10 protein-coding genes and 6 pseudogenes are annotated in these 19,317 nt (G+C 73.0%); 8 read left to right on the plus strand and 8 right to left on the minus strand.

The window, feature by feature from the left end:
* Positions 1 to 69: 69 nt before the first annotated feature.
* From mca to BJF83_RS07320, 4 genes and pseudogenes are all read left to right on the plus strand, one after another.
* Positions 70 to 944 (plus strand): annotated as a pseudogene (mca, locus tag BJF83_RS07305) (mycothiol conjugate amidase Mca).
* Between the two features lie 220 nt (positions 945 to 1,164).
* Positions 1,165 to 2,175, plus strand: a complete 1,011-nt coding sequence (gene iscB / locus BJF83_RS07310) for an RNA-guided endonuclease IscB (protein ID WP_262391378.1) — start codon at positions 1,165 to 1,167, stop codon at positions 2,173 to 2,175.
* Positions 2,176 to 2,204: 29 nt separating this feature from the next.
* On the plus strand, positions 2,205 to 2,456 hold the full coding sequence (locus tag BJF83_RS07315; RefSeq protein ID WP_075925693.1) for a hypothetical protein: 252 nt from the start codon (positions 2,205 to 2,207) through the stop codon (positions 2,454 to 2,456).
* A 76-nt stretch (positions 2,457 to 2,532) separates the two neighbouring features.
* Positions 2,533 to 4,568 (plus strand): annotated as a pseudogene (locus BJF83_RS07320) (thioredoxin domain-containing protein).
* A 65-nt stretch (positions 4,569 to 4,633) separates the two neighbouring features.
* Here BJF83_RS07320 and BJF83_RS07325 read toward each other — a convergent pair.
* Positions 4,634 to 6,001, minus strand: coding sequence for a serine/threonine-protein kinase (locus BJF83_RS07325; RefSeq protein WP_075925694.1), 1,368 nt, complete (start codon positions 5,999 to 6,001; stop codon positions 4,634 to 4,636).
* A gap of 187 nt (positions 6,002 to 6,188) precedes the next feature.
* Between BJF83_RS07325 and BJF83_RS07330 the strand changes: the two genes are divergently transcribed.
* From BJF83_RS07330 to BJF83_RS07340, 3 genes are all read left to right on the plus strand, one after another.
* Positions 6,189 to 6,800 carry an RNA polymerase sigma factor gene (locus BJF83_RS07330; RefSeq protein ID WP_075925695.1) on the plus strand — a complete coding sequence of 204 codons (612 nt, stop codon included), beginning with the start codon at positions 6,189 to 6,191 and terminating at the stop codon, positions 6,798 to 6,800.
* 91 nt (positions 6,801 to 6,891) lie between these two features.
* Positions 6,892 to 7,653, plus strand: coding sequence for an isoprenyl transferase (locus tag BJF83_RS07335; protein WP_075925696.1), 762 nt, complete (start codon positions 6,892 to 6,894; stop codon positions 7,651 to 7,653).
* A 273-nt stretch (positions 7,654 to 7,926) separates the two neighbouring features.
* Positions 7,927 to 9,324 (plus strand): PhoH family protein, encoded by a 1,398-nt coding sequence (locus tag BJF83_RS07340; RefSeq protein ID WP_075925697.1) that lies wholly within the window; start codon positions 7,927 to 7,929, stop codon positions 9,322 to 9,324.
* A 209-nt stretch (positions 9,325 to 9,533) separates the two neighbouring features.
* On the opposite strand, the gene BJF83_RS27380 is transcribed toward BJF83_RS07340, so the two are convergent.
* Both BJF83_RS27380 and BJF83_RS07350 read right to left on the minus strand, forming a co-directional pair.
* Positions 9,534 to 10,256 (minus strand): SCO7613 C-terminal domain-containing membrane protein, encoded by a 723-nt coding sequence (locus BJF83_RS27380; RefSeq protein ID WP_075925698.1) that lies wholly within the window; start codon positions 10,254 to 10,256, stop codon positions 9,534 to 9,536.
* Positions 10,148 to 12,475, minus strand: a complete 2,328-nt coding sequence (locus BJF83_RS07350) for a hypothetical protein (RefSeq protein WP_075925699.1) — start codon at positions 12,473 to 12,475, stop codon at positions 10,148 to 10,150. Before BJF83_RS07350 ends, BJF83_RS27380 begins: the two co-directional genes overlap by 109 nt.
* Positions 12,476 to 13,404: 929 nt before the next feature.
* Here BJF83_RS07350 and BJF83_RS07355 point away from each other — a divergent pair.
* Positions 13,405 to 14,051, plus strand: a pseudogene (locus tag BJF83_RS07355) (lytic transglycosylase domain-containing protein).
* A gap of 44 nt (positions 14,052 to 14,095) precedes the next feature.
* Here BJF83_RS07355 and BJF83_RS07360 read toward each other — a convergent pair.
* From BJF83_RS07360 to BJF83_RS07380, 5 genes and pseudogenes are all read right to left on the minus strand, one after another.
* Complete coding sequence (locus BJF83_RS07360) at positions 14,096 to 16,024, minus strand: serine/threonine-protein kinase (RefSeq protein WP_075925700.1); 1,929 nt, start codon at positions 16,022 to 16,024, stop codon at positions 14,096 to 14,098.
* A 154-nt stretch (positions 16,025 to 16,178) separates the two neighbouring features.
* A pseudogene (locus BJF83_RS07365) lies at positions 16,179 to 17,569 on the minus strand (class II fumarate hydratase).
* A gap of 120 nt (positions 17,570 to 17,689) precedes the next feature.
* Positions 17,690 to 18,339, minus strand: a pseudogene (locus BJF83_RS07370) (DUF1707 domain-containing protein).
* 148 nt (positions 18,340 to 18,487) lie between these two features.
* A pseudogene (locus tag BJF83_RS07375) lies at positions 18,488 to 18,909 on the minus strand (RNHCP domain-containing protein).
* Complete coding sequence (locus BJF83_RS07380; protein ID WP_075925701.1) at positions 18,906 to 19,256, minus strand: RNHCP domain-containing protein; 351 nt, start codon at positions 19,254 to 19,256, stop codon at positions 18,906 to 18,908. Before BJF83_RS07380 ends, BJF83_RS07375 begins: the two are co-directional and overlap by 4 nt.
* Positions 19,257 to 19,317: the final 61 nt, after the last annotated feature.

The raw sequence follows: 19,317 nt of genomic DNA on the forward strand, positions 1-19,317 counted from the left end.
TGCCGTGCTTGCGGGGTGGCCGGGCGGCCCACCCGTCGAGCCGTTCATCGAGTCAAGGAGAATCCTTCGTTGTCCGAGCGACTGCGCCTCATGGCGGTTCATGCCCACCCCGACGACGAGTCCAGCAAGGGCGCGGCCACCATGGCGCGTTACGTGCAGGAGGGCGTCGACGTGCTCGTCGTCACCATGACCGGTGGCGAACGCGGCGACATCCTCAACCCCGCGATGGAACGTCCCGAGATCCGCGAGAACATCGCCGAGGTCCGGCGTGAGGAGATGGACCGGGCCAGGGAGATCCTCGGCATCCGGCAGGAGTTCGCCGGTTTCGTCGACTCCGGCCTGCCCGAGGGCGACCCGCTGCCTCCCCTGCCCGAGGGCAGCTTCGCCACCCTCCCGGTCGAGGAGCGCCGAGCCCCTCGTCGCGTCCATCCGCCGGTTTCGTCCGCACGTCATCCTGACCTACGACGAACAGGGCGGATACCCCCACCCGGACCACATCATGACCCACAAGGTGTCGATGCGCGCCTTCGACGCCGCCGGCGACCCGGACGCCTATCCGGAGGCCGGCGAGCCTGGCAGCCGCTCAAGCTGTACTACTTCGTGTCCTTCCCTCCCGAGCGGTTCGACGCGCTGGCCAAGGTCCTCGCCGAGCGCGGTCTGGAGAACCCGTTCGCCGAGTGGGTCGAGCGGATCAAGGACATGGACCGCCCGCGGTGGGAGATCACCACCCAGGTCGAGGTCAGCGAGTACTTCGACGTGGCCGACGACGCGCTCAGGGCGCACGCCACCCAGGTCGACCCCAACGGGTTCTGGTTCGCGGTGCCCAACGAGATCAAGGCCGAGGCCTGGCCGACTGAGGACTACCACCTGGTCCGTTCGCTGGTCGACACCGAGGTCCCCGAGACGGACCTCTTCGCGGGCGCACCGAGTCAGTGAGAGTGTAAAGGGATCCTGGTCCTGAAAGACCGGGCTTTCAACCCGCGTGGTTGAGGGCCGCCTTTACCAGACCCAGCCATCACCCATGAGGAGGTGACCTCGATGGCTACGTTCCGCACAGGACGAAAGGCCCACCCTGGCGTGCTTCCTCAGCGCCAGGCCCTGGAATCCGCGCCAGCTGACACTCCCCGGATCGGGAACGAAACAGGGCACGGAGACCACCGGCAGGTGGTACCCGGTGCGGAACATGGTCGAGGGGAGACCGGTACCGCCTCACCTGGCGGTTCCGGTGTCACCCCCGAGCCCTGCGGGGCCGCGGAGAAGGGCCGTGAGGCCCACACCACCCACCCCTACGTGTTCGTCCTCGACAAACACGGCACACCCCTGCAGCCCTGCCCGCCCGCACGGGCCCGCATCCTCCTGGCGAAGGGCCGGGCGGCCGTCCACCGGCACACCCCCTTCACCATCCGACTCAAGGACCGCACCGCCGCCGACTCCCAGATCGACGGCGTCGAGATCGGTGTCGACCCCGGCTCCAAGAACACCGGCATCGCCGTGTTCACGGAAGAAGCCGGGCAGCGCCGGGGCCGGTACAGCATCCAGCTCGACCACCGCGGCGCGACCATCCGCAAGAAGATGGGCCAGCGGTCCGCCTACCGCAGGCGCCGCCGGTCGGCGAACCTGCGCCACCGCCCGCCCCGATTCAACAACCGCACCCGCCCCAAGGGGTGGTTGGCCCCGTCCCTGCGACACCGACCGGACACCACCATGGGGTGGGTGCACCGGCTGACCCGACTCGCTCCCGTGCGCGTGGCGCACGAGGTGGAACCGGACCCGCAACCAGCTGCCCAAGTCCCACACCCTGGACGCGGTGGCGGTCGGCAAGGTCGAGGCGATCACCGAGACCGTGGACACGGTCCTGGTCGCGGGGTGCACGGGCCGTGGATCGTATGCCCGTACCCGCACCGACCGGCACGGGTTCCCCGGCTGCGGCTGCCGCGTACCACGCGGTTCTTCGGGTTCGCCACCGGCGACCTGGTCCGCGCCGCCGTGCCCACCGGGAAGAAGGCCGGAACCCATACCGGCCGGGTCGCGGTGCGCGCCTCGGGGAGCTTCAACGTCACCACCGCCCGCGGCACCGTCCAGGGCGTCAACCACAGGCACGTCCGCCTGCTCCAGCGAGCCGACGGCTACGCCTACACCACCCGGAAGGAGAAGGGCGTTTCCTCCCGGCCCTGAGGGACCGGGTTCCCACGCCCAACACACCGATGAACACGCTTGTGACCTCCGCGTCCGTGCTGGCGGACCAGATCGAGCTGGACCGGAACCTTGTGACCCCCGGTGTCCTGGGCTTCCTCACGGTGTTCGCGATCGGGGTCGCGCTGTACTTCCTCATGCGCAACATGACGGGGAAGCTGCGCGGCCTGTCCACCGAGACCGCCGAGACCGCCGAGCCCGCCGAGACCGGCGACGGCCCCGCCGCGGCCTCGGTCGACGGCGTGCGGGACGGACGGGACTGAGGTCCGGGCCCCGCCGTGCTCCAGCGGGGACCACGCCTTTCGCGCAGGCACGTGTGGCTGATGGCACAGTGGTGTCATGCCCAACCGCCTGAGCGACGCGACCAGCCCGTACCTCCTGCAGCACGCAGACAACCCCGTGGAGTGGCGCCCCTGGGGTGAGGCGGCGTTCGCCGAGGCACGCCGCCGCGACGTGCCCGTGCTCGTCTCCGTCGGCTACGCCGCCTGCCACTGGTGCCACGTGATGGCCCACGAGTCCTTCGAGGACGCGGCGACCGCCGAGCGGATGAACGCCCTGTTCGTCAACGTCAAGGTGGACCGCGAGGAGCGCCCGGACGTGGACGCCGTGTACATGGAGGCCACCCAGGCCATGACCGGCCAGGGCGGGTGGCCGATGACCGTGTTCGCCACCCCTGACGGGGCGCCGTTCTACTGCGGGACCTATTTCCCGCGGGACCACTTCCAGCGGCTCCTGGAGGGCGTGGCCGCGGCCTGGCGCGACAGGCGCGACGAACTCCTCTCGCAGGGGGACCGGGTGGTGGCGGCGCTCAGCGGGCCGCGCACGCTGGCCGCCGCGCCACCGCCCACGCGGGAGACCCTGGACCTGGCCGTACAGGCGCTGGTCCGCGACTACGACCACGGCCACGGCGGTTTCGGCGCCGAGCCCAAGTTCCCACCGTCGATGCTGCTGTCGTTCCTCACCGCTCAGCACGAGCGCACGGCGCCGCTCCGGGCCGCGGAGGAACCCACCCCCGCCGGGCTGATGGCCGCGGGCACCGCGGTCGGGATGGCCCGCGGCGGCATCTACGACCAGCTCGGTGGCGGTTTCGCCCGTTACTCGGTGGACCGGGCATGGGTGGTGCCCCACTTCGAGAAGATGCTCTACGACAACGCGCTCCTGCTGCGCGCCTACACCCGGATGAGCCGCAGGCCGGCCGCGCGGGCCTCGTCGAGTCCGACGAGCGCACGCTCCTGCGCCGGGTCGCCGAGGAGACCGCCGACTGGATGGTGCGCGACCTGCGCACACCGGAGGGGGGTTTCGCCTCCTCCCTGGACGCCGACACCGAGGGCGGGGAGGGCGCCTTCTACGTGTGGACGCCCGCCCAGCTGCGCGAGGTCCTCGGCGAGGAGGACGCCGAGTTCGCCGCGCGGGTGTTCGGGGTGACCGGGGAGGGCACCTTCGAGCGCGGGGCCTCGGTGCTCCAGCTCCCGCGGCCCCCCGCCGACCCCGAGCGGTACGACCGTGTCCGAGCGGCGCTGCTGCGCGCCCGCGCGGACCGCGAGTCCCCCGGCCGGGACGACAAGGTGGTGGCCGCCTGGAACGGCCTGGCCGTCGCCGGCCTGGCCGAGGCGGGACTCCTGCTCGGACGCCCCGACCTGGTGGACGCCGCCCGCGCCGCAGCCGACCTGATCCTGGACGTCCACGTGCACGGCGGCCGTCTCGTGCGGACCTCCCGCGACGGCCGCGCCGGAACCAGCGCGGGCGTGCTGGAGGACTACGCGGACACGGCCGAGGGGTTGCTCGCCCTGCACGGCGTGACCGGGCAGGCCCGCTACGCGCACGAGGCGGGACGCCTGCTCGACGCCGTCCTGGAGCACTTCGGAGACGGGGAGGGCGGGCTCTTCGACACCGCCGACGACGCGGAACGCCTGTTCAGCCGTCCCCATGACCCGACCGACAACGCCACTCCTTCGGGACGGTCGGCCGCGGCCTGGGCCCTGTTGACCTACGCGGCGCTCACCGGTTCCGAGCGGCACCGGACGGCCGCCGAGGGCGCGCTGTCACCGGCCTCCCTCCTGGCGGAGAAGGCCGCCCGGTTCGCCGGGTGGGCCCTGGCCGCGGGGGAGGCCGTGCTGAGCGGCCCGCGCGCGGTCGCGGTGGTCGGCGACCCGGACGATCCCGCCGTTGAGGAACTGGTGCGCACGGCGCTGCGCTGGGCGCCGCTGGGGACGGTGCTCTCGCGCGGGGACGGGCGCACGGACGGCGGCGTGCCGCTGCTGCGGGGGCGCGCGCCGATCGACGGCCGGGCCACCGCGTACGTGTGCGAGGGCTTCACCTGCAAGCTGCCGGTCACCACGCCGGAGGGGTTGAGGGAGCAGCTGGCCGGAGTCTGAGCCGTCGGTGGCCGGGGAGCCCGAACACGGGCCGAAGCCGAGCGCGGTTTCAACGGAAGCGGCGCTCAGCGCACGGAGATCGCGGTGATGATCTCGTCCACGAGGTCGGGTCGGTGGTCGGGCTGCCGGACCTCCAGGTAGACGGTCTGGGGCAGGCCCGGCTCGTGCACGGCGGCGCTGGCGAAGGACCCGTTGCCGTTGCAGTCCGTCCACTCCCACACGGTGCCCTCCCACGTGGGGTCGTCGACGGCTCGCTCGGTCGGTCGGCCCTCGCACGGGTCGGTGTCGGCGATGGCGGCCAGGGGTTGGGCGCCGGGCATGACCGTCGCGTAGACCCCGTAGGCCGGTTCGTCGGTGGAGTGCCAGGCGTCGACGTCGGTCGCCACGAGCAGTCCGGGGCCCGCGCCCGCGTCGGCCGCCACCGGACGGGCCTCCTGGTCGACGTCGAGTTCGGTGAGCCAGGCGACGGGGACGCCCAGCTCCAGCTCGTGGCCGTCGGATTGGATGCGCGCCAGATCCAGCCCGGGATGGCCGACGGAGGAGGTGACTCCCACGACCGTCACGACGAGGGCGGCCAGGAGGCGGGCCGCCCGGTGCCAGGGCATCCGGTAGCGGCTCCACCACGGGTCCGTCCGGGGCAGGTCGGGCGACATGCGGATCGCCCTGACCCGGTCCGTGAAGGTTTTGGCGTCCGCTGGACGGCTTTCCCGGTCCACCGAAAGGGCCGACAGGATGAGCGTGTCGAGCGCCGGAGGCAGCCCTGGCCGGATCCGGCCAGGCGCGACGCGCACCGGCGGGCGCGACGGCGGACGACCGGTGATGAGCTCGTAGGCGACCGCGCCGAGTGAGTACACGTCCGAGCGAACGTCCAGGTCGCCGCCGGGAATGCTCTGCTCCGGGGACATGTACCCGGGGGTTCCGGCGGCCGCCGTGAACCCCGACGCCTCGTCGATGGACTTCGCGAACCCCAGGTCCGCCACCAGCACCCGCTGACCCACCGGTGACGACTGGAGCAGCACGTTGGACGGCTTGATGTCACGGTGGATCGTGCCGTGGTTGTGCAGCACGGTGATGCCCTGGCCGATCTCGGTCAGCAGTCGCAGCGCCTCGTCGAGAGGCAGCTGACCTCGGCGGATGAGGTCAGCGACACTGCCCTGGTCGGCGTAGGTCATCACCATGTACGGCCGTCCGTCGGGCAGCACGTCCACGTCGTGCACGGCCACCAGCCACGTGGAATCGGTCTGGCGCAGGATCCGCGCCTCCTCCAGGAACCTGTGCTGGATGTCCATCTGGTGCGCCCAGTTCTCGGCGAGTACCTTGATGGCCACCGGATAGTTGAGTAGATCGTCCTGTGCCAACCAGACGGTCGCGAAGGAGCCGGAACCCACGCGCCTGATGACGCGGTAACGTCCGAAGGCCTCCGGTTGGCTCATGTCCGCCTCGGTCTGTCGGGGGTGGAAACGCGGTCGTTGCCCACTAATACACCATCTAGACCCCCACGCCGCGTTTCGCGGATATGATCCCCGGATACCTCCGATGACCACGGGGCATGGACACCCATGGGACCCGTAGGCGGGCGTGTGCACCACACGAGGGGCGCGAATCAGGGAGAGACCACCCATGGCCAGTAGTGACCACCACGTCCACGACGAGACCCCCGCGCCCCGGCGCCGCGTGGCGAGCAACGTCGACCAGGAGCTGGAGGACCTCGCCCGGCGGGCCAGGGACGGGGACGCCGCCGCCCTGGACGAAGTCCTCCGCCGCATCCAGCCCGAGGTGCTGCGTCGCTGTTCCCGGTTCCTCCCCTACCGCCAGGACGCGGAGGAGGCGTGCCAGGACGCCCTGCTGCGCGTGGCTCGCAAGATCGACAGCTTCAAGGGCGACTCCCTCTTCACCACGTGGCTGTACACGGTGGTGTCCAACTCCGCCCGCCAGACCTACCGCTCCATGAAGCGTCGCGCGGCCGAGTTCCCCACCGAGGCCGAGCGCATGCCCCACCAGAGCGACCCGCGCACGACCAGCGTCATCGCCGGTTCGCGCATCGACCTGCTGGAGGCCCTCGACCAGCTGGAGAAGGACCGCCCCAACCTGGTCGCCCCCCTGGTCCTGCGCGACCTGTGCCAGATGGACTACAACGAGATCGCCTCCGAGCTGAACCTGGCGCTGGGCACGGTCAAGTCCCGGATCCACCAGGGCCGCAAGCACGTGCGCAAGTCGCTCGCCGTGACGTAGCCGTCCGCGGCGAACTACTCTGGGAGACATCCCGTCCCGGTCGCCGCTACGGTGTGCGCCGTTCCCGCTTCAGCTCTGAGAGGTATCGCCCATGGGGCTTCGTGACCCCCTGTACTGGTTGTACGAGCGACGTCTCGAACGTCACCTGACCAGCCGGGAGATGCCGCGCCACGTCGGTGTGGTGCTGGACGGGAACCGGCGCTGGGCCAGGAGCAGCGGCAAGCAGGCGCTGGAGGACGGGCACCGGGCCGGCGCGGACAAGATCTTCGAGCTCCTGCGCTGGTGCGACGAGCTGGGCGTGCAGGTGGTCACCATATGGATGCTGTCCACCGACAACCTGACCCGCGACGAATCCGAGCTCCAGCCGCTCCTGCGCATCATCGAGGCCACCGTCGGCCGACTGCGGGACGAGGGATGGAACACCCGGCCCGTCGGAGCCCTCGACGTCCTGCCCGACACCACCGCCCGAGCCCTGAAGGAGGCGGAAGCGGCCACATCCGGCAATCCGGGTCTGGTTGTCAACGTCGCCGTCGGGTATGGGGGTAGACGTGAGATCGCCGACGCGGTTCGGTCCCTCCTCCACGAGGAGGCGGCCAAGGGCACCGGTATCCAGGAGCTGGCTGAGCGCCTGGACATCGAGGACATCGCGCGGCATCTCTACACGCGCGGCCAACCCGACCCCGACCTGCTCATCCGCACGTCGGGGGAGCAGCGACTGTCCGGTTTCATGCTGTGGCAGAGCGTGCACTCGGAATTCTACTTCTGCGAGGTCCACTGGCCCGCTTTCCGCAGGGTCGACTTCCTTCGTGCAGTGCGTTCGTACGGCGCGCGCAACCGTCGCTTCGGCTCCTGACTCCCATCCCCGCCTCCCACCTCGGAGGGGCCCCTTCACGCGGTGTTCACCGCATGTCGGGCCGGGGCTCTGGCAATCGGGCCAGTGGGCACGTAGCGTCGGTTCAGACGGGTGGCGTTCGTCCATCCGTTCGGGAGGCCCCGGCTCATTGATCTCCTCCGTCACAGCGGAACGTCAACGAGGAGGGCCGGACCCGGCCCTCTGGGGCCAGGTCCCGGTCCTCCATGATCCCGTGACAGTAGGGCGCCCCAGCGGCGCCCAAAGGGAGAACGAGTGGCTAGTTCCTCGACCGATCGCCGTGACACCCAGTCCCCCGCCGCCTCCCGCCCGGAGGTGACGGAGGGCACGCGCGTGTACGTGCTCGACACCAGCGTCCTGCTCGCCGACCCGATGGCGGTCACCCGCTTCGCCGAGCACGAGGTCGTCATCCCCGTGGTGGTGATCACCGAGTTGGAGAGCAAACGACACCACCCGGAGCTCGGGTACTTCGCGCGCCAGGCGCTGCGCCTCCTGGACGACCTGCGGGTCGCCAACGGCCGACTGGACGTCCCGGTGCCGGTGAACGACCAGGGCGGGACGCTGCGCGTCGAACTCAACCACAGCGATCCGGAGGTCCTGCCGGCCGGATTCCGACTCGGCGACAACGACACCCGGATCCTGACGGTGGCGCGCAACCTCCAGCTCTCCCCGCACGGCCGCGAGGACGTGGACGAGGGGGACGACGGCGAGGCCGCCGAGGGCGACGTCGTGCTGGTGAGCAAGGATCTGCCGATGCGGATCAAGGCCTCCTCGATCGGCCTGGCGGCCGACGAGTACCGGGCCGAACTCGCCATCGAGCACGGGTGGACGGGCATGGCCGAGCTGGACGTGCCCGCCCACCGGATCGGGGAGTTGTTCGAGGCCGGGGTCAGCGAGATCGAGGAGTCCCGCGACCTGCCCTGCCACACCGGTCTGGTGCTGGTGTCCGAACGGGGCAAGGCGCTCGGCCGCGTGCGGCCCGACAAGTCCGTGCGGCTGGTGCGCGGCGACCGCGACGTGTTCGGTCTGCACGGCCGCAGCGCGGAGCAGCGGATCGCCCTGGACCTGCTCACGGACCCGGAGGTGGGCATCGTCTCCCTGGGCGGGCGCGCGGGCACCGGAAAGTCGGCGCTGGCGCTGTGCGCGGGTCTGGAGTCGGTCCTGGAGCGCCGCCAGCACCGCAAGGTGATGGTGTTCCGCCCGCTCTACGCGGTGGGCGGTCAGGAACTCGGCTACCTGCCCGGGACCGAGAACGACAAGATGACCCCGTGGGGGCAGGCCGTGCACGACACCCTGTCCGCGGTGACCAGCGAGGATGTCATCGAGGAGATTGTGGACCGGGGCATGCTGGAGGTGCTCCCGCTCACGCACATCCGCGGACGCTCGCTGCACGACGCGTTCGTGATCGTGGACGAGGCCCAGTCGCTGGAGCGCGGGGTCCTGCTCACCGTGCTGTCCCGGTTGGGGGAGAACTCGCGGGTCGTGCTGACCCACGACATCGCCCAGCGTGACAACCTGCGGGTCGGTCGCCACGACGGCGTCGTCGCCGTGATCGAGAAGCTCAAGGGCCACCCCCTGTTCGCGCACGTCACCCTGACACGTTCCGAGCGGTCGCCGATCGCGGCGCTGGTCACGGAGATGCTGGAGAACTGACGAGGAACGCGGCCACGCCACGGGCGCCGTGGCGTGGCCGCGTTCGCGCGAAGCGCCCCCGGGACGGAACTCCGCCCGGTGCCGGTCCGGACCGGTCCGCCTCCGGCCGACACGGAGGGCGAAGGACCGGCGGCCCGAGCCAGGACTCCCCGCGGGTCCCCCCGGCGGGAGGCAACTCGCCTGGCGGGTTCCTCTTCGCCAGGGAGGGGTCAACGCATTCCGGACACCAGCGCGCCCCACCGCCTGACACGGGCCAGGCTGGCCTCGTAGCGCGCGCCCACCACGAGCAGGGCCGCTCCGACGACCGCGAACGGCATCCAGTTCGGCAGCAGGACGGTCAGGTCCCACAACGGTGGCCCGAAGGCCCGCAGCGACGTCGCCAGCAGGGCCGTCGCGCCCAGGACCAGCGCCGCCTGGAGCCGCGCCCGCGACCCCCACACGGCCACGGCCAGGCCCGCGGCGAGCACGGCGGGCACCCGCCAGAGCGCGCCGGAGCCGTCGAACACCATCCACACGGTCGGGAGGAGCAGCAGCGCGAGTCCGCCGCCGTACGCGGCCCAACTGGACGGCGGCGGAACCGCCTTGCGGCTCCACTCCCACCCCACGACCAGCGCGGCGGTCGCGGGCGCCACCGTGTACGCCTCGGGGGCGGTCACACGCCACGCCCCCAGCACGGTCCACAGCGCCACGAGCATGAGCGCCGCCCCGACCCCGGCCAACCAGCGGCGGCGCGGTCGCACGGCGCTGGCCAGGGCGATCACACCGACCAGGGCCAAAGCGAGCGCCACCAGTTCCCCGCGCGTCCCGGCCACCGCGGTCACGGTCACCGCGACCGCCGCCCACAGGGCGGCCGGGATCTCGGCGCTCTCCAGCAGCGGTCGGCGCAGTCGGGGCGCGACCGCCGCCACCCCCGCCACCAGCGCGACGGGCACCAGAGCCGCGTACTCCACAGGCGCCCCCAAGGCCAGCGGCACTGCCAGCGCGCAGGCTCCGGTGGCCGTCGTGGCCGCGGCCGTGCCGACCGCCGCGGCGAGGGCGGTCCTGGCCAGCGCGGCAGCGGCGGCGCAGGCCGACGCGGCGGCCGTGAGCGTGGCCGAGAGGGCGTACGGCTCCGGCAGGGCCCAGCACACGCCCAGGAGCAGGGTGAGCAGCCCCGTCCCCCCGGCGCCCAGGTCATCCGCCGGTCCCGGAGCAGCGCCGAGGCCATGAGGAGGGCGGAACCGACGGCAATGGTCCATGCCAGCGCGGCCGCGAACGGAGCGCCGAGGACGACCGGGAGGGGGACCAGCGCGGAGGGGGCCACGAGCGCGGCGGCGTGCGCACTCCACCGACGGGCGAGGACGAGTGTCGCCGCCACGGCGAGCACACCGCTCAGCACCAGGCCGAACGCCACGGCCGCGGCGGTGCCCGCGCCCGGCTGGCCCGGCAGCCCCAGGAAGACGTGCGCGGGCAGGAGGAGGTCCTCGGGAGCGGCCGGAGCGAGGAAGGGGGCGCGGGCGAAACCGGAGAGCACCGGCGCGCCGCGCGGCCCGCCGAACAGCGGGCCGGACAGGAGCGGTGCCGCCGACAGCAGGAGCAGCCCCGCGATCGTCGCCGCCGAGGGGAGAACGGCGCCGTCGGCTCCGGGCCCCCCGAACGGGTTCGGGGACCGCCCGAACACCAACGCGGCGGCGCCGGTGGTGAGTGCGAGCGCGGTGAACCACCAGTCCGCCGGTCCCGCCGGGCCTCCGCCGGTGCGGGCCCAGACGAGCAGCACACCGCCCACGAGCAGGGTGAGCGCCCACAGTGTCGCGCTGCTCGCGTACAGGGTCCGGGCGGTTCCGCCCTCCCGCCCGCCCTCCATCCGTGCCTGGACGAGCGTGAGGACGAGCACCGTCGTGGCCGTCAGCAGGAGCGCCGCCGCGGTGGTGCGGGGAGAAGCCAGCGACCAGGACACGCCCGTGACGACGGTGAGGGCGCCCGTGGCCGCCGGGATCCAGCCCAGGCGGCCCGAACGCAGGGCCGCCGCGCCCAGAACGAGCGCCGCGCCGCACAGAATCGCCCAGACGGCCGCGGCGCCGCCGGGGAACCCCAGGAGCGGAGGCGCCGCCAGGAACGCGGCGGGAGCCGTCACGGCGACGACGGGCGGGACGAGCCGGCGCAGCAGCAGGGCGGTGGCGGCCACCGCCAGTCCGGCGCCGAGCAGGACCGCGACCAGGTGGGCGAGGGCGGTCGCGGACCCTGGATCCGGGACGGCGATCCCCAGCAGCGCGGCGATCGGGGCGGTGACGGCCTCGCGCCCGCCCGACCACGGCGCCACCGGGACGCGGGGGAGCGCCGGCAGCGAGGCGGGGCCGGCCGCGAGCGGCACCGCGCCCAGGGCCACGAGCGCGGCGCCGGCGAACGCCTGGGGCGGAAGGCCCAGCGCGGGAACGGGACGCCGTGCCAACACCAGACCGGTCACGCCGAGCAGCGCCAGGGTCGCGGCCACCGCCCACCAGTGTTCCGGATCGGTCCCAGGGGCGGTGGTGAACAGCACCAACGCGCACACTCCGGCGGCGCCGAGCCACAGGAGGAGCGCCGACCAGTACAGGGTCCGTACGGGACGCCCCGGGCGCGGTGGCCCGAGCCGCCGGGCGAGGACAGCGTCGGCCAGCGCGGTGGCGGCGACGGCGGGCAGCAGCCAGGACCAACGGCCGTCGAGCGGTGTGGCCAGCACGGTCAGGAAGGCGACCGGTTGGGCGAACACGACCGTGAGGATCCGCGGCCCGGCCAGGGGGACGGCCAGCGGGTACAGGGCGAGCAGCGCGCCGATCGCCGTGAGGGCGCCGGCCGCGTACCCCGCGACGTTGGTGAGCCCGTCCGACAGCAGGAACAGGGCGAGGGCGTCGACGCAGAGCAGGCCCGCCGCCAGTGCCCCGAAGGTCTCGGCGCTCGCGCGCAGGCCGCGCCGGCGCAGGGGCGCGGCGACCCCGGCGATGGCGAGGGTGGTCAGGCCGAGCACGGCCGCGCGGGTGCCCGTGCCCAGGTCGCTCCACGCCCAGACGGCGAAGACCAGGGCCGCGATGCCCACGAGCAGGCCGCCCAGGCCGAGGATGACGTTCTGCGCCGAACGCCGGGTGACCTCGCCCGCGCGCGTCGCCGCGGGGTGCGACGGGGCGCTGCGCTCCAACGGGCCGGCTCCGGGGAGGTCCGCGGCTCCGAATCCGGCCGCCGGGCCCGAACGACGCCCGGAGCGGGCCTCCGTTCCGCAGAGCCGACGCCGTCCGGGGCCACCGGCGGGGCGCCGGGCGCGGAGGCCGGATGCGACCACGCGGGGGCGGCCCCCCGGTCTGAGGGGCCCTGAGCCGCGGGGGCGGCTCCCAGGTCGGCGGAGCCGTGCGCCCCCTGCGCGGATCGCACGGCGACGTGGGACTCGTGGCGCAGTCGTCGAAGCAGCGGGACCCGCTCGGCGCGCAGCGCGCTCTCGCGGTCGGCGAGTGCGGCCAGTTCGGTGTCGATGTGCCACAGGCGTTCAGCCGTGGGTCCCACGAGCACGATCCCGCACCGCGCGCAGACGCGGGCCCGGTCGTCCAGGGGAGCGCGGCATTCGGGGCACGTGGGCTCCGCGACCGCGCGGCGTGGTGGTGGCCCTTGTCCGTTCATGCGGCCCATCCTGGTCCGATCTTGGCGCACGGACATCGGTACGGATACTCAGACCGCCGTTTCGGACGGGGCGCCACGCTCGCAAAGAGCTCAGGAGACACTCCCCACAACTCAGGGCACATGGTTGACCCCTTACTCTTCGTGTCACATTGCTGGTGAGAGCATCGTGAATCCGACACATTCCGTGATGTGACCCAAGGCACAGTAAAAGTGGCGTTACTTTACCGTGACGGTGGTGCAGGCTGAATCCGCCGCCCGGTGCGTTCCGCCCTGGGCGGCCCCTCGCCGCGGCGGGTCGCACGCAGTCCCCGTCCCCGCCGCGCGGCACGCGCCCGGACCGGGCCGTGCGCGCTCCGTGGCGCCCGACCCCTCCCGTGCGGGCGCTCACCCGTTCCACCAGGGATCTCCCTGCCCGAACACCCCCTCTTGGGAAAGGCAACCGTGGTACTCAACCGAATGTCGCTGCGCATCACCGCGGCCGTCGGTGCGGCGACCCTCGTCGCCGGCGGGACCTTCGCCGTCGTCGCCTTCGCCGACGACGACACCGATCCGGATACCGCCGTCAACGCCGCCGTCCCGGACGCCGAGGCGCCCGCGGCCGACTCCGAGGCCGAGGCGGAGTTCTTCGCCTCCGAGGACATGACCGACGAGGAGCTCCAGAACCTGCGCGCGCGTGCCGAGCGGGAGCGCGACGCCGCGGTCGGCGGCCGCGTCCTGTCCCTCCAGGTCCAGGCCGGCGACATCGTCGAGGAGGTGGAGGAAGAAGAGGAGGAGCCGGAGGCCGACACCCCCGAGTTCACCGGCGACGCGAGGGCTCTCGCGCGCGACATGGTCCTGGCTCAGGGCTGGGCCGCCAGTGAGTTCGACGACTGCCTGGAACCTTTGTGGCAGAAGGAGAGCAACTGGAACCACACGGCGCAGAACCCGAGTTCCGGCGCTACGGCATCCCGCAGTCCCTCCCCGGGGACAAGATGGCCAGCCACGGCGACGACTGGCGCACCAACCCCGCCACGCAGATCGCGTGGGGCATCGACTACATCAAGGGCCGCTACGGCACCCCGTGTGAGGCCTGGGCCCACTCCCAGGCCAACGGCTGGTACTGACCGGCCCGCCGCGCGGGCGCGGCGCCCGGCGCCCGCGCGGCCCGTCAGCCGGTGTTCGGGGCGAACGTCTGGACGATCTCCTCGGCGAGGTCGTCGAAGTCGTCGGCCTGCTCACGTGGCACGTTGACGCTCACGAGGTAGAAGACGCGGTGGCCCTGGTACTCGAAGTTGATCACGTACCGCCAGAAGCGCCGCTCGGCCGTGCCCCACTGCACGTTCGCGAAGTCGGCCTCGACGCGGGCGACGTCCCACCCCTCTCCCCACGAGTCGGGGAAGTCGTCGCTGTCGACCTCGTCCAGTTCCAGCTGCTCGTAATCGGTCGTGACGTCGTCCGGAACGACGTTCGTGCCGCCCTCGGTCTCCTGGAGGTACTCGGCGCTGGTGCCGTGGAACTCCTGCTCCGTCCAGCCGGTCGCCAGGACCTGGTGGTCCCGCCCGGGCGAGACGAAGTAGACGAGCGTGTCGTCGATCCTGGAGTCGTCGACCGTCCATCCGCTCGGGTAGTCCACGTCGAACCACGGTGAACGGAAGGTCGTCAGGTCGTCGTAGGACGCCGGGTCATCGTCGGTCCAGCCCGCCTCGTCGCCCCCGGTCGGCTCCGGAGGCGACTGCAACGCGGTGGGGCCGCCCGTCCGCGGGGCCTCGACCACCGGATCCTGTCCGACCGGCGCACTGCCGGACCGGACCAGCAGGGCCGCCGCCACCACCGCCACGAGCAGCACGACCACGCCGCCGGCGCCCAGCCCGACGAGGAGCTTGCCCGTCGCGCCCGTCCCGGGCCCCCGGCCGCCGGCGTGCCCGCCGGAGTGGACGGGGCCGGTGGCGCCGCCGACCCCGCCGGTGCGCGCCGCGGCGGGCGGGTGGACGGGCCCGCCCGGGGTCCGTCCGAGGCTCGGGTGGGGCGTCGTCGGCCCGGGGCCCGCGTAGGGTCCGCCGGGGCGGGGCCCGGTGCTCGGCGCGGGGTGACCGCCGCTCGGCGCGTGGTGGACCGGCCCCCGCAGACCCGGGTGGGGGCCGCTGGGGTGTCCGGCCGGGCCCGGCACGGGGGCTCCCGCCGGACCGGGCGCGAGGAGGCCGACCGCGCCGAGTGTGCCGGCGGCCTGTCCACCGGTGTCGCCAACGGGCGCCGAGGAGGGCCTGGCGTCCGGTCCGCCCCCGCGCTCGCGCAGCAACGCCAGCGCCGCGTCCGCGGACAGCCTCCGGCCCGGGTCCCGCTCCAGGAGGCCGGTGATGACCGGCTCCAGCCACCCCGCGCGCGTCATCGGCGGCAGCGGTGCGGAGACCACCGCGGCGATCGCGGCCGCGATGGTGTCCCGCCTGAACGGTGAGACTCCCTCCACCGCGGCGAACAGGGTCACGCCGATGCTCCACAGGTCGCCCCGGTGCCCGGCGGGCCCGCCCTCCAGACGTTCCGGCGGCATGTACTCGGGCGATCCGATGAGGGCGCCGGTCCGCGTGATGCTCGGCCCGCCCTCCACCGTGGCGATGCCGAAGTCGGTGAGGACGACCCGGCCGTCCGTGGCCATCATGATGTTGCCGGGCTTGATGTCGCGGTGCAGGACTCCGGCCTCGTCGGCCGCCCGCACGGCCCGCAGGAGCGACTCGGCGACCGTCGCGGCGGTCGCCAGGTCCAGGGCGCCGCGCTCGGCGAGCAGCTCCTGGAGCGACCCGCCCTCGATCAGCTCCATCACCACCCACGGGTCGCCCTCGAAGACGAACACGTCGTGGACGGTGATCACGGTGGGGTGGCTGACCCGGGCCGCTGATCGGGCCTCACGCCGCACCCGGGCGTGCGCGTCCGCCCGCTCCGACTCGGTGAAGTGGTCGGGAAGGAGCACCTGTTTGATGGCGACGATCCGGTCCAGGGAGGGGTCGAAGGCCTCCCAGACCACGCCCATCCCGCCGCGGCCGAGCTCGCGACGGAGGACGTAGCGGTCCGCGACGATGCGTTCGGGGTCGCTGTTCATCGACATGTATCGCTCTCTCGGCGGGCTCACGCGGGTGCACTGACACGAGGGTCGGATGACACCAGGAGCGAAAAGGTTCCTGGGGACGGGGGCGCAACCACGGCCGTGACCCCGGTCCGCGGGGCGCCCCGCCGTCACGGAACGCCCCGCCGCCCGGCGGCTACTGGCGCGCGTTGGTCATCTTCAGCACGTCGAGGGCGGAGTCGAGCTGCTCCTCGGTGAGCTTGCCGGCCTCGACGTACCCGCGTTCGATGACCACCTCGCGGATGGTCTTGCGCTCGGCGAGCGACTGCTTGGCGACCTTGGCGGCCTCCTCGTAGCCGATGTAGCGGTTGAGCGGCGTGACGATCGAGGGGGAGGACTCCGCGTAGACGCGGCACTGGTCCACGTCGGCCTCGATCCCGACGACGCAGCGGTCCGCGAACACACGCGAGACGTTGGCCAGCAGGCGGATCGACTCCAGCACGTTGCGCGCGATCATCGGCAGCTGGACGTTGAGCTCGAAGTTGCCGCTCGCGCCGCCGAAGGCCACCGCCGCGTCGTTGCCGACCACCTGCGAGGCGACCTGGAGCATGGCCTCGCACAGGACCGGGTTGACCTTGCCCGGCATGATCGACGAACCGGGCTGCAGGTCGGGCAGACGGATCTCGGACAGGCCGGTCGTCGGGCCCGAACCCATCCAACGGATGTCGTTGGCGATCTTGCAGTAGGCCACGGCGATCGTCCGCAGCTGGCCGGACAGCTCGACCAGGCCGTCACGGGCGCCCTGGGCCTCGAAGTGGTCGCGGGCCTCGGTGAGCGGCAGGCCGGTGTTCAAGGCGATCTCGGCGATGACGCGCGCGGCGAAGCCTCCGGGGTGTTGATGCCGGTGCCGACGGCGGTTCCGCCCAGGGGGAGTTCTGCGACGCGCGGCAGGACGGCCTCCAGACGCTCGACGCCGTAGCGCACCTGGGCGGCGAACCCGGCGAACTCCTGGCCGAGGGTGACCGGGGTGGCGTCCATGAGGTGGGTCCGGCCGCTCTTGACGACGGACGCGAACTCGACCGACTTGCGCGTGAGCTCGCCCTCCAGGTGCCGCAGCGCCGGGATCAGGTCCTTCTGCACGGCAGCGGTGGCGGCGATGTGGATGGAGGACGGGAAGACGTCGTTGGAGGACTGAGACGCGTTGACGTGGTCGTTGGGGTGCACGTCCAGCCCGGTGCGCTCCCTGGCGAGCGTGGCCACGACCTCGTTGGTGTTCATGTTGCTGGAGGTGCCGGACCCCGTCTGGAACACGTCGATCGGGAACTCGGAGTCCCACCGGCCCTCGGCGACCTCCAGGGCCGCGTCGCGGATGGCCTTGCCGTGGTCGTCGCTGATGACGCCGAGCTCCGCGTTGACCTTGGCCGCGGCGGCCTTGATCTGGCCGAGGGCGGCGATGTGGGCGCCCTCCAGACCCTGGCCCGAGATCGGGAAGTTCTCGACCGCGCGCTGTGTCTGCGCCCGCCACTTGGCCTCGGCGGGAACCCTGACCTCGCCCATCGAGTCGTGCTCGACGCGGAACTCACTCATTGCAACCCATCCCTCCTGGGAAAACCTGTGCATCAAAGCCTGCCAGACGCGCGATCGGGCACAGCCACTCACCCTGAGTTGGCGGTGTTGCGCGCGTCATGTCCGGTTCTGGGCCCGGGATCACGCGCCGATCCCGCGCCGCCGAGAGCGTCTCCCCCAGCCCAGGAGGCGGCGCCCCCTGGCTGGCGGATCCGGACGGAGCCGAGCAGGGTGAAGCCGTCGATCTCCAGGACGGGCGGGTGCGCGGGTGCCGACGGGCGAGGGGGGCCACCGCGCCGAAGGCGTCGGTCGAGGGTGAACGTGGGCGACGGGCGGGCGGTGCGCAGCCCGAGGAAGGACCAGCCGCGCAGGCGCACCTCGACGCCCTCGGGGACGTCGATCTCGACGCGGCCGAGCACGGCGCTCACGGTCATCCGGTGCCGGCTGCGCAGGAGCAGGGCCTCGCGCATGTCGATGTCGACCCGTCCGGCGAGCGCGGCGACGTGCTCACCGGGCACGGCCACCCAGCGGCCACGGCGGCTGAGCGTCGTGAACAGGGCGAGGACGGGTTGCGGATCCAGCCGGATGGGCTGTTCCTCGGCGGAGAGGAGGTCGGCGGTCAGGGGCGGGAGCTCACCGAGGGTACGGGCCTGCTGGGCGCGTCCGCTGCGCTCCGCGAACTCGTCCAGTTCGAGGCGGCCGTCGGCGGCGGCGTCCCGCAGCACCTTCAGGACCCGTTCCCGGTCGCGGTTCGAGGCGCGGAGCCGGTCGGGGGAGACATCCTCACTCACACCGCCACCCTAGAGCGTCCTCGGCCGACGCGTACCCCGATGCGGGACGGTCGGCGCCCACCGGACGCGACCCGGATGGGCCGCACGGCGGGACCGGGCCCCGTCCGCCGGACCGGCCGTGGCGGCGGACCGGCGGACGGGGGCCCGGTCAGGGGAGGAGCGGCATCCGGAGCGGGACGGCGGCGGCCGCCAGGGGCCGCACCGCCAGGCGTACCAGCGCGCGGGCGTATCGTCGCCCGCGACCCGGTTCGCGCTGAGCTCCGCGCAGCGGACGCAGCGGTGGACGACGAGCCACTCGCCGTCCGAGCGCGTGGTCAGACCCAGCGCGGCCATCCGCCCCCGGCAGCCGGCCGCGCGGTCGCCGGGAGTGCTCCGGTCCACGTGCAGGCTGGTCAGACAGTGCGGACAGTGGTTGCGGTGGGCCGTGCCCGGCGCGTCGGCCGGGACCAGGAGCCGGCACTGCGCGCAGCGAAACGCCCCGGCCCGGCCGGACTCGCCGTGGGCGTGCGTGACGCTCTTGCGGCGCTGCGGGCGCCGGTCGCGCGGGGAGTTGCGCCGACCCACGGTCACACCTCCCCGAGCAGGTCGAGCGGGAAGGGCGGGGCGGCGAGCGGACGCACGGCGATGCCCATGAGCACGAGGTGGTTGTCGTCCGAGGCGACGGGGCCCTCGGACATCTCGTCGCACAAGACGCAGCGGTGCACGAGCAGCCAGGCGCCGCCGCGCTGGACCGCGACGGAGATCGGCGTCATCCGCCCGCCGCAGCGGGCGGTGCCGCCGGTCTGGTCGACGACGTGCCGGGAACTCAGACAGCTCGGGCAGTGGTCACGCGGATCGCCGTCGGGGCCGAAGCCTCGGACTGCGAGGCCGCAACGGACGCAGGTGAATGTGGCGGGGTTCGGTTCGGTGCTGGACACCCGGGAACTCCTTGCTGGACTGTTCGGAAGGACAGCAGGAGGAGCGCCGAGCGGGTCTCGA

This window comes from Nocardiopsis sp. CNR-923 (assembly GCF_001942255.1).
In the GTDB taxonomy this organism is placed as follows: Bacteria; Actinomycetota; Actinomycetes; order Streptosporangiales; family Streptosporangiaceae; genus Nocardiopsis.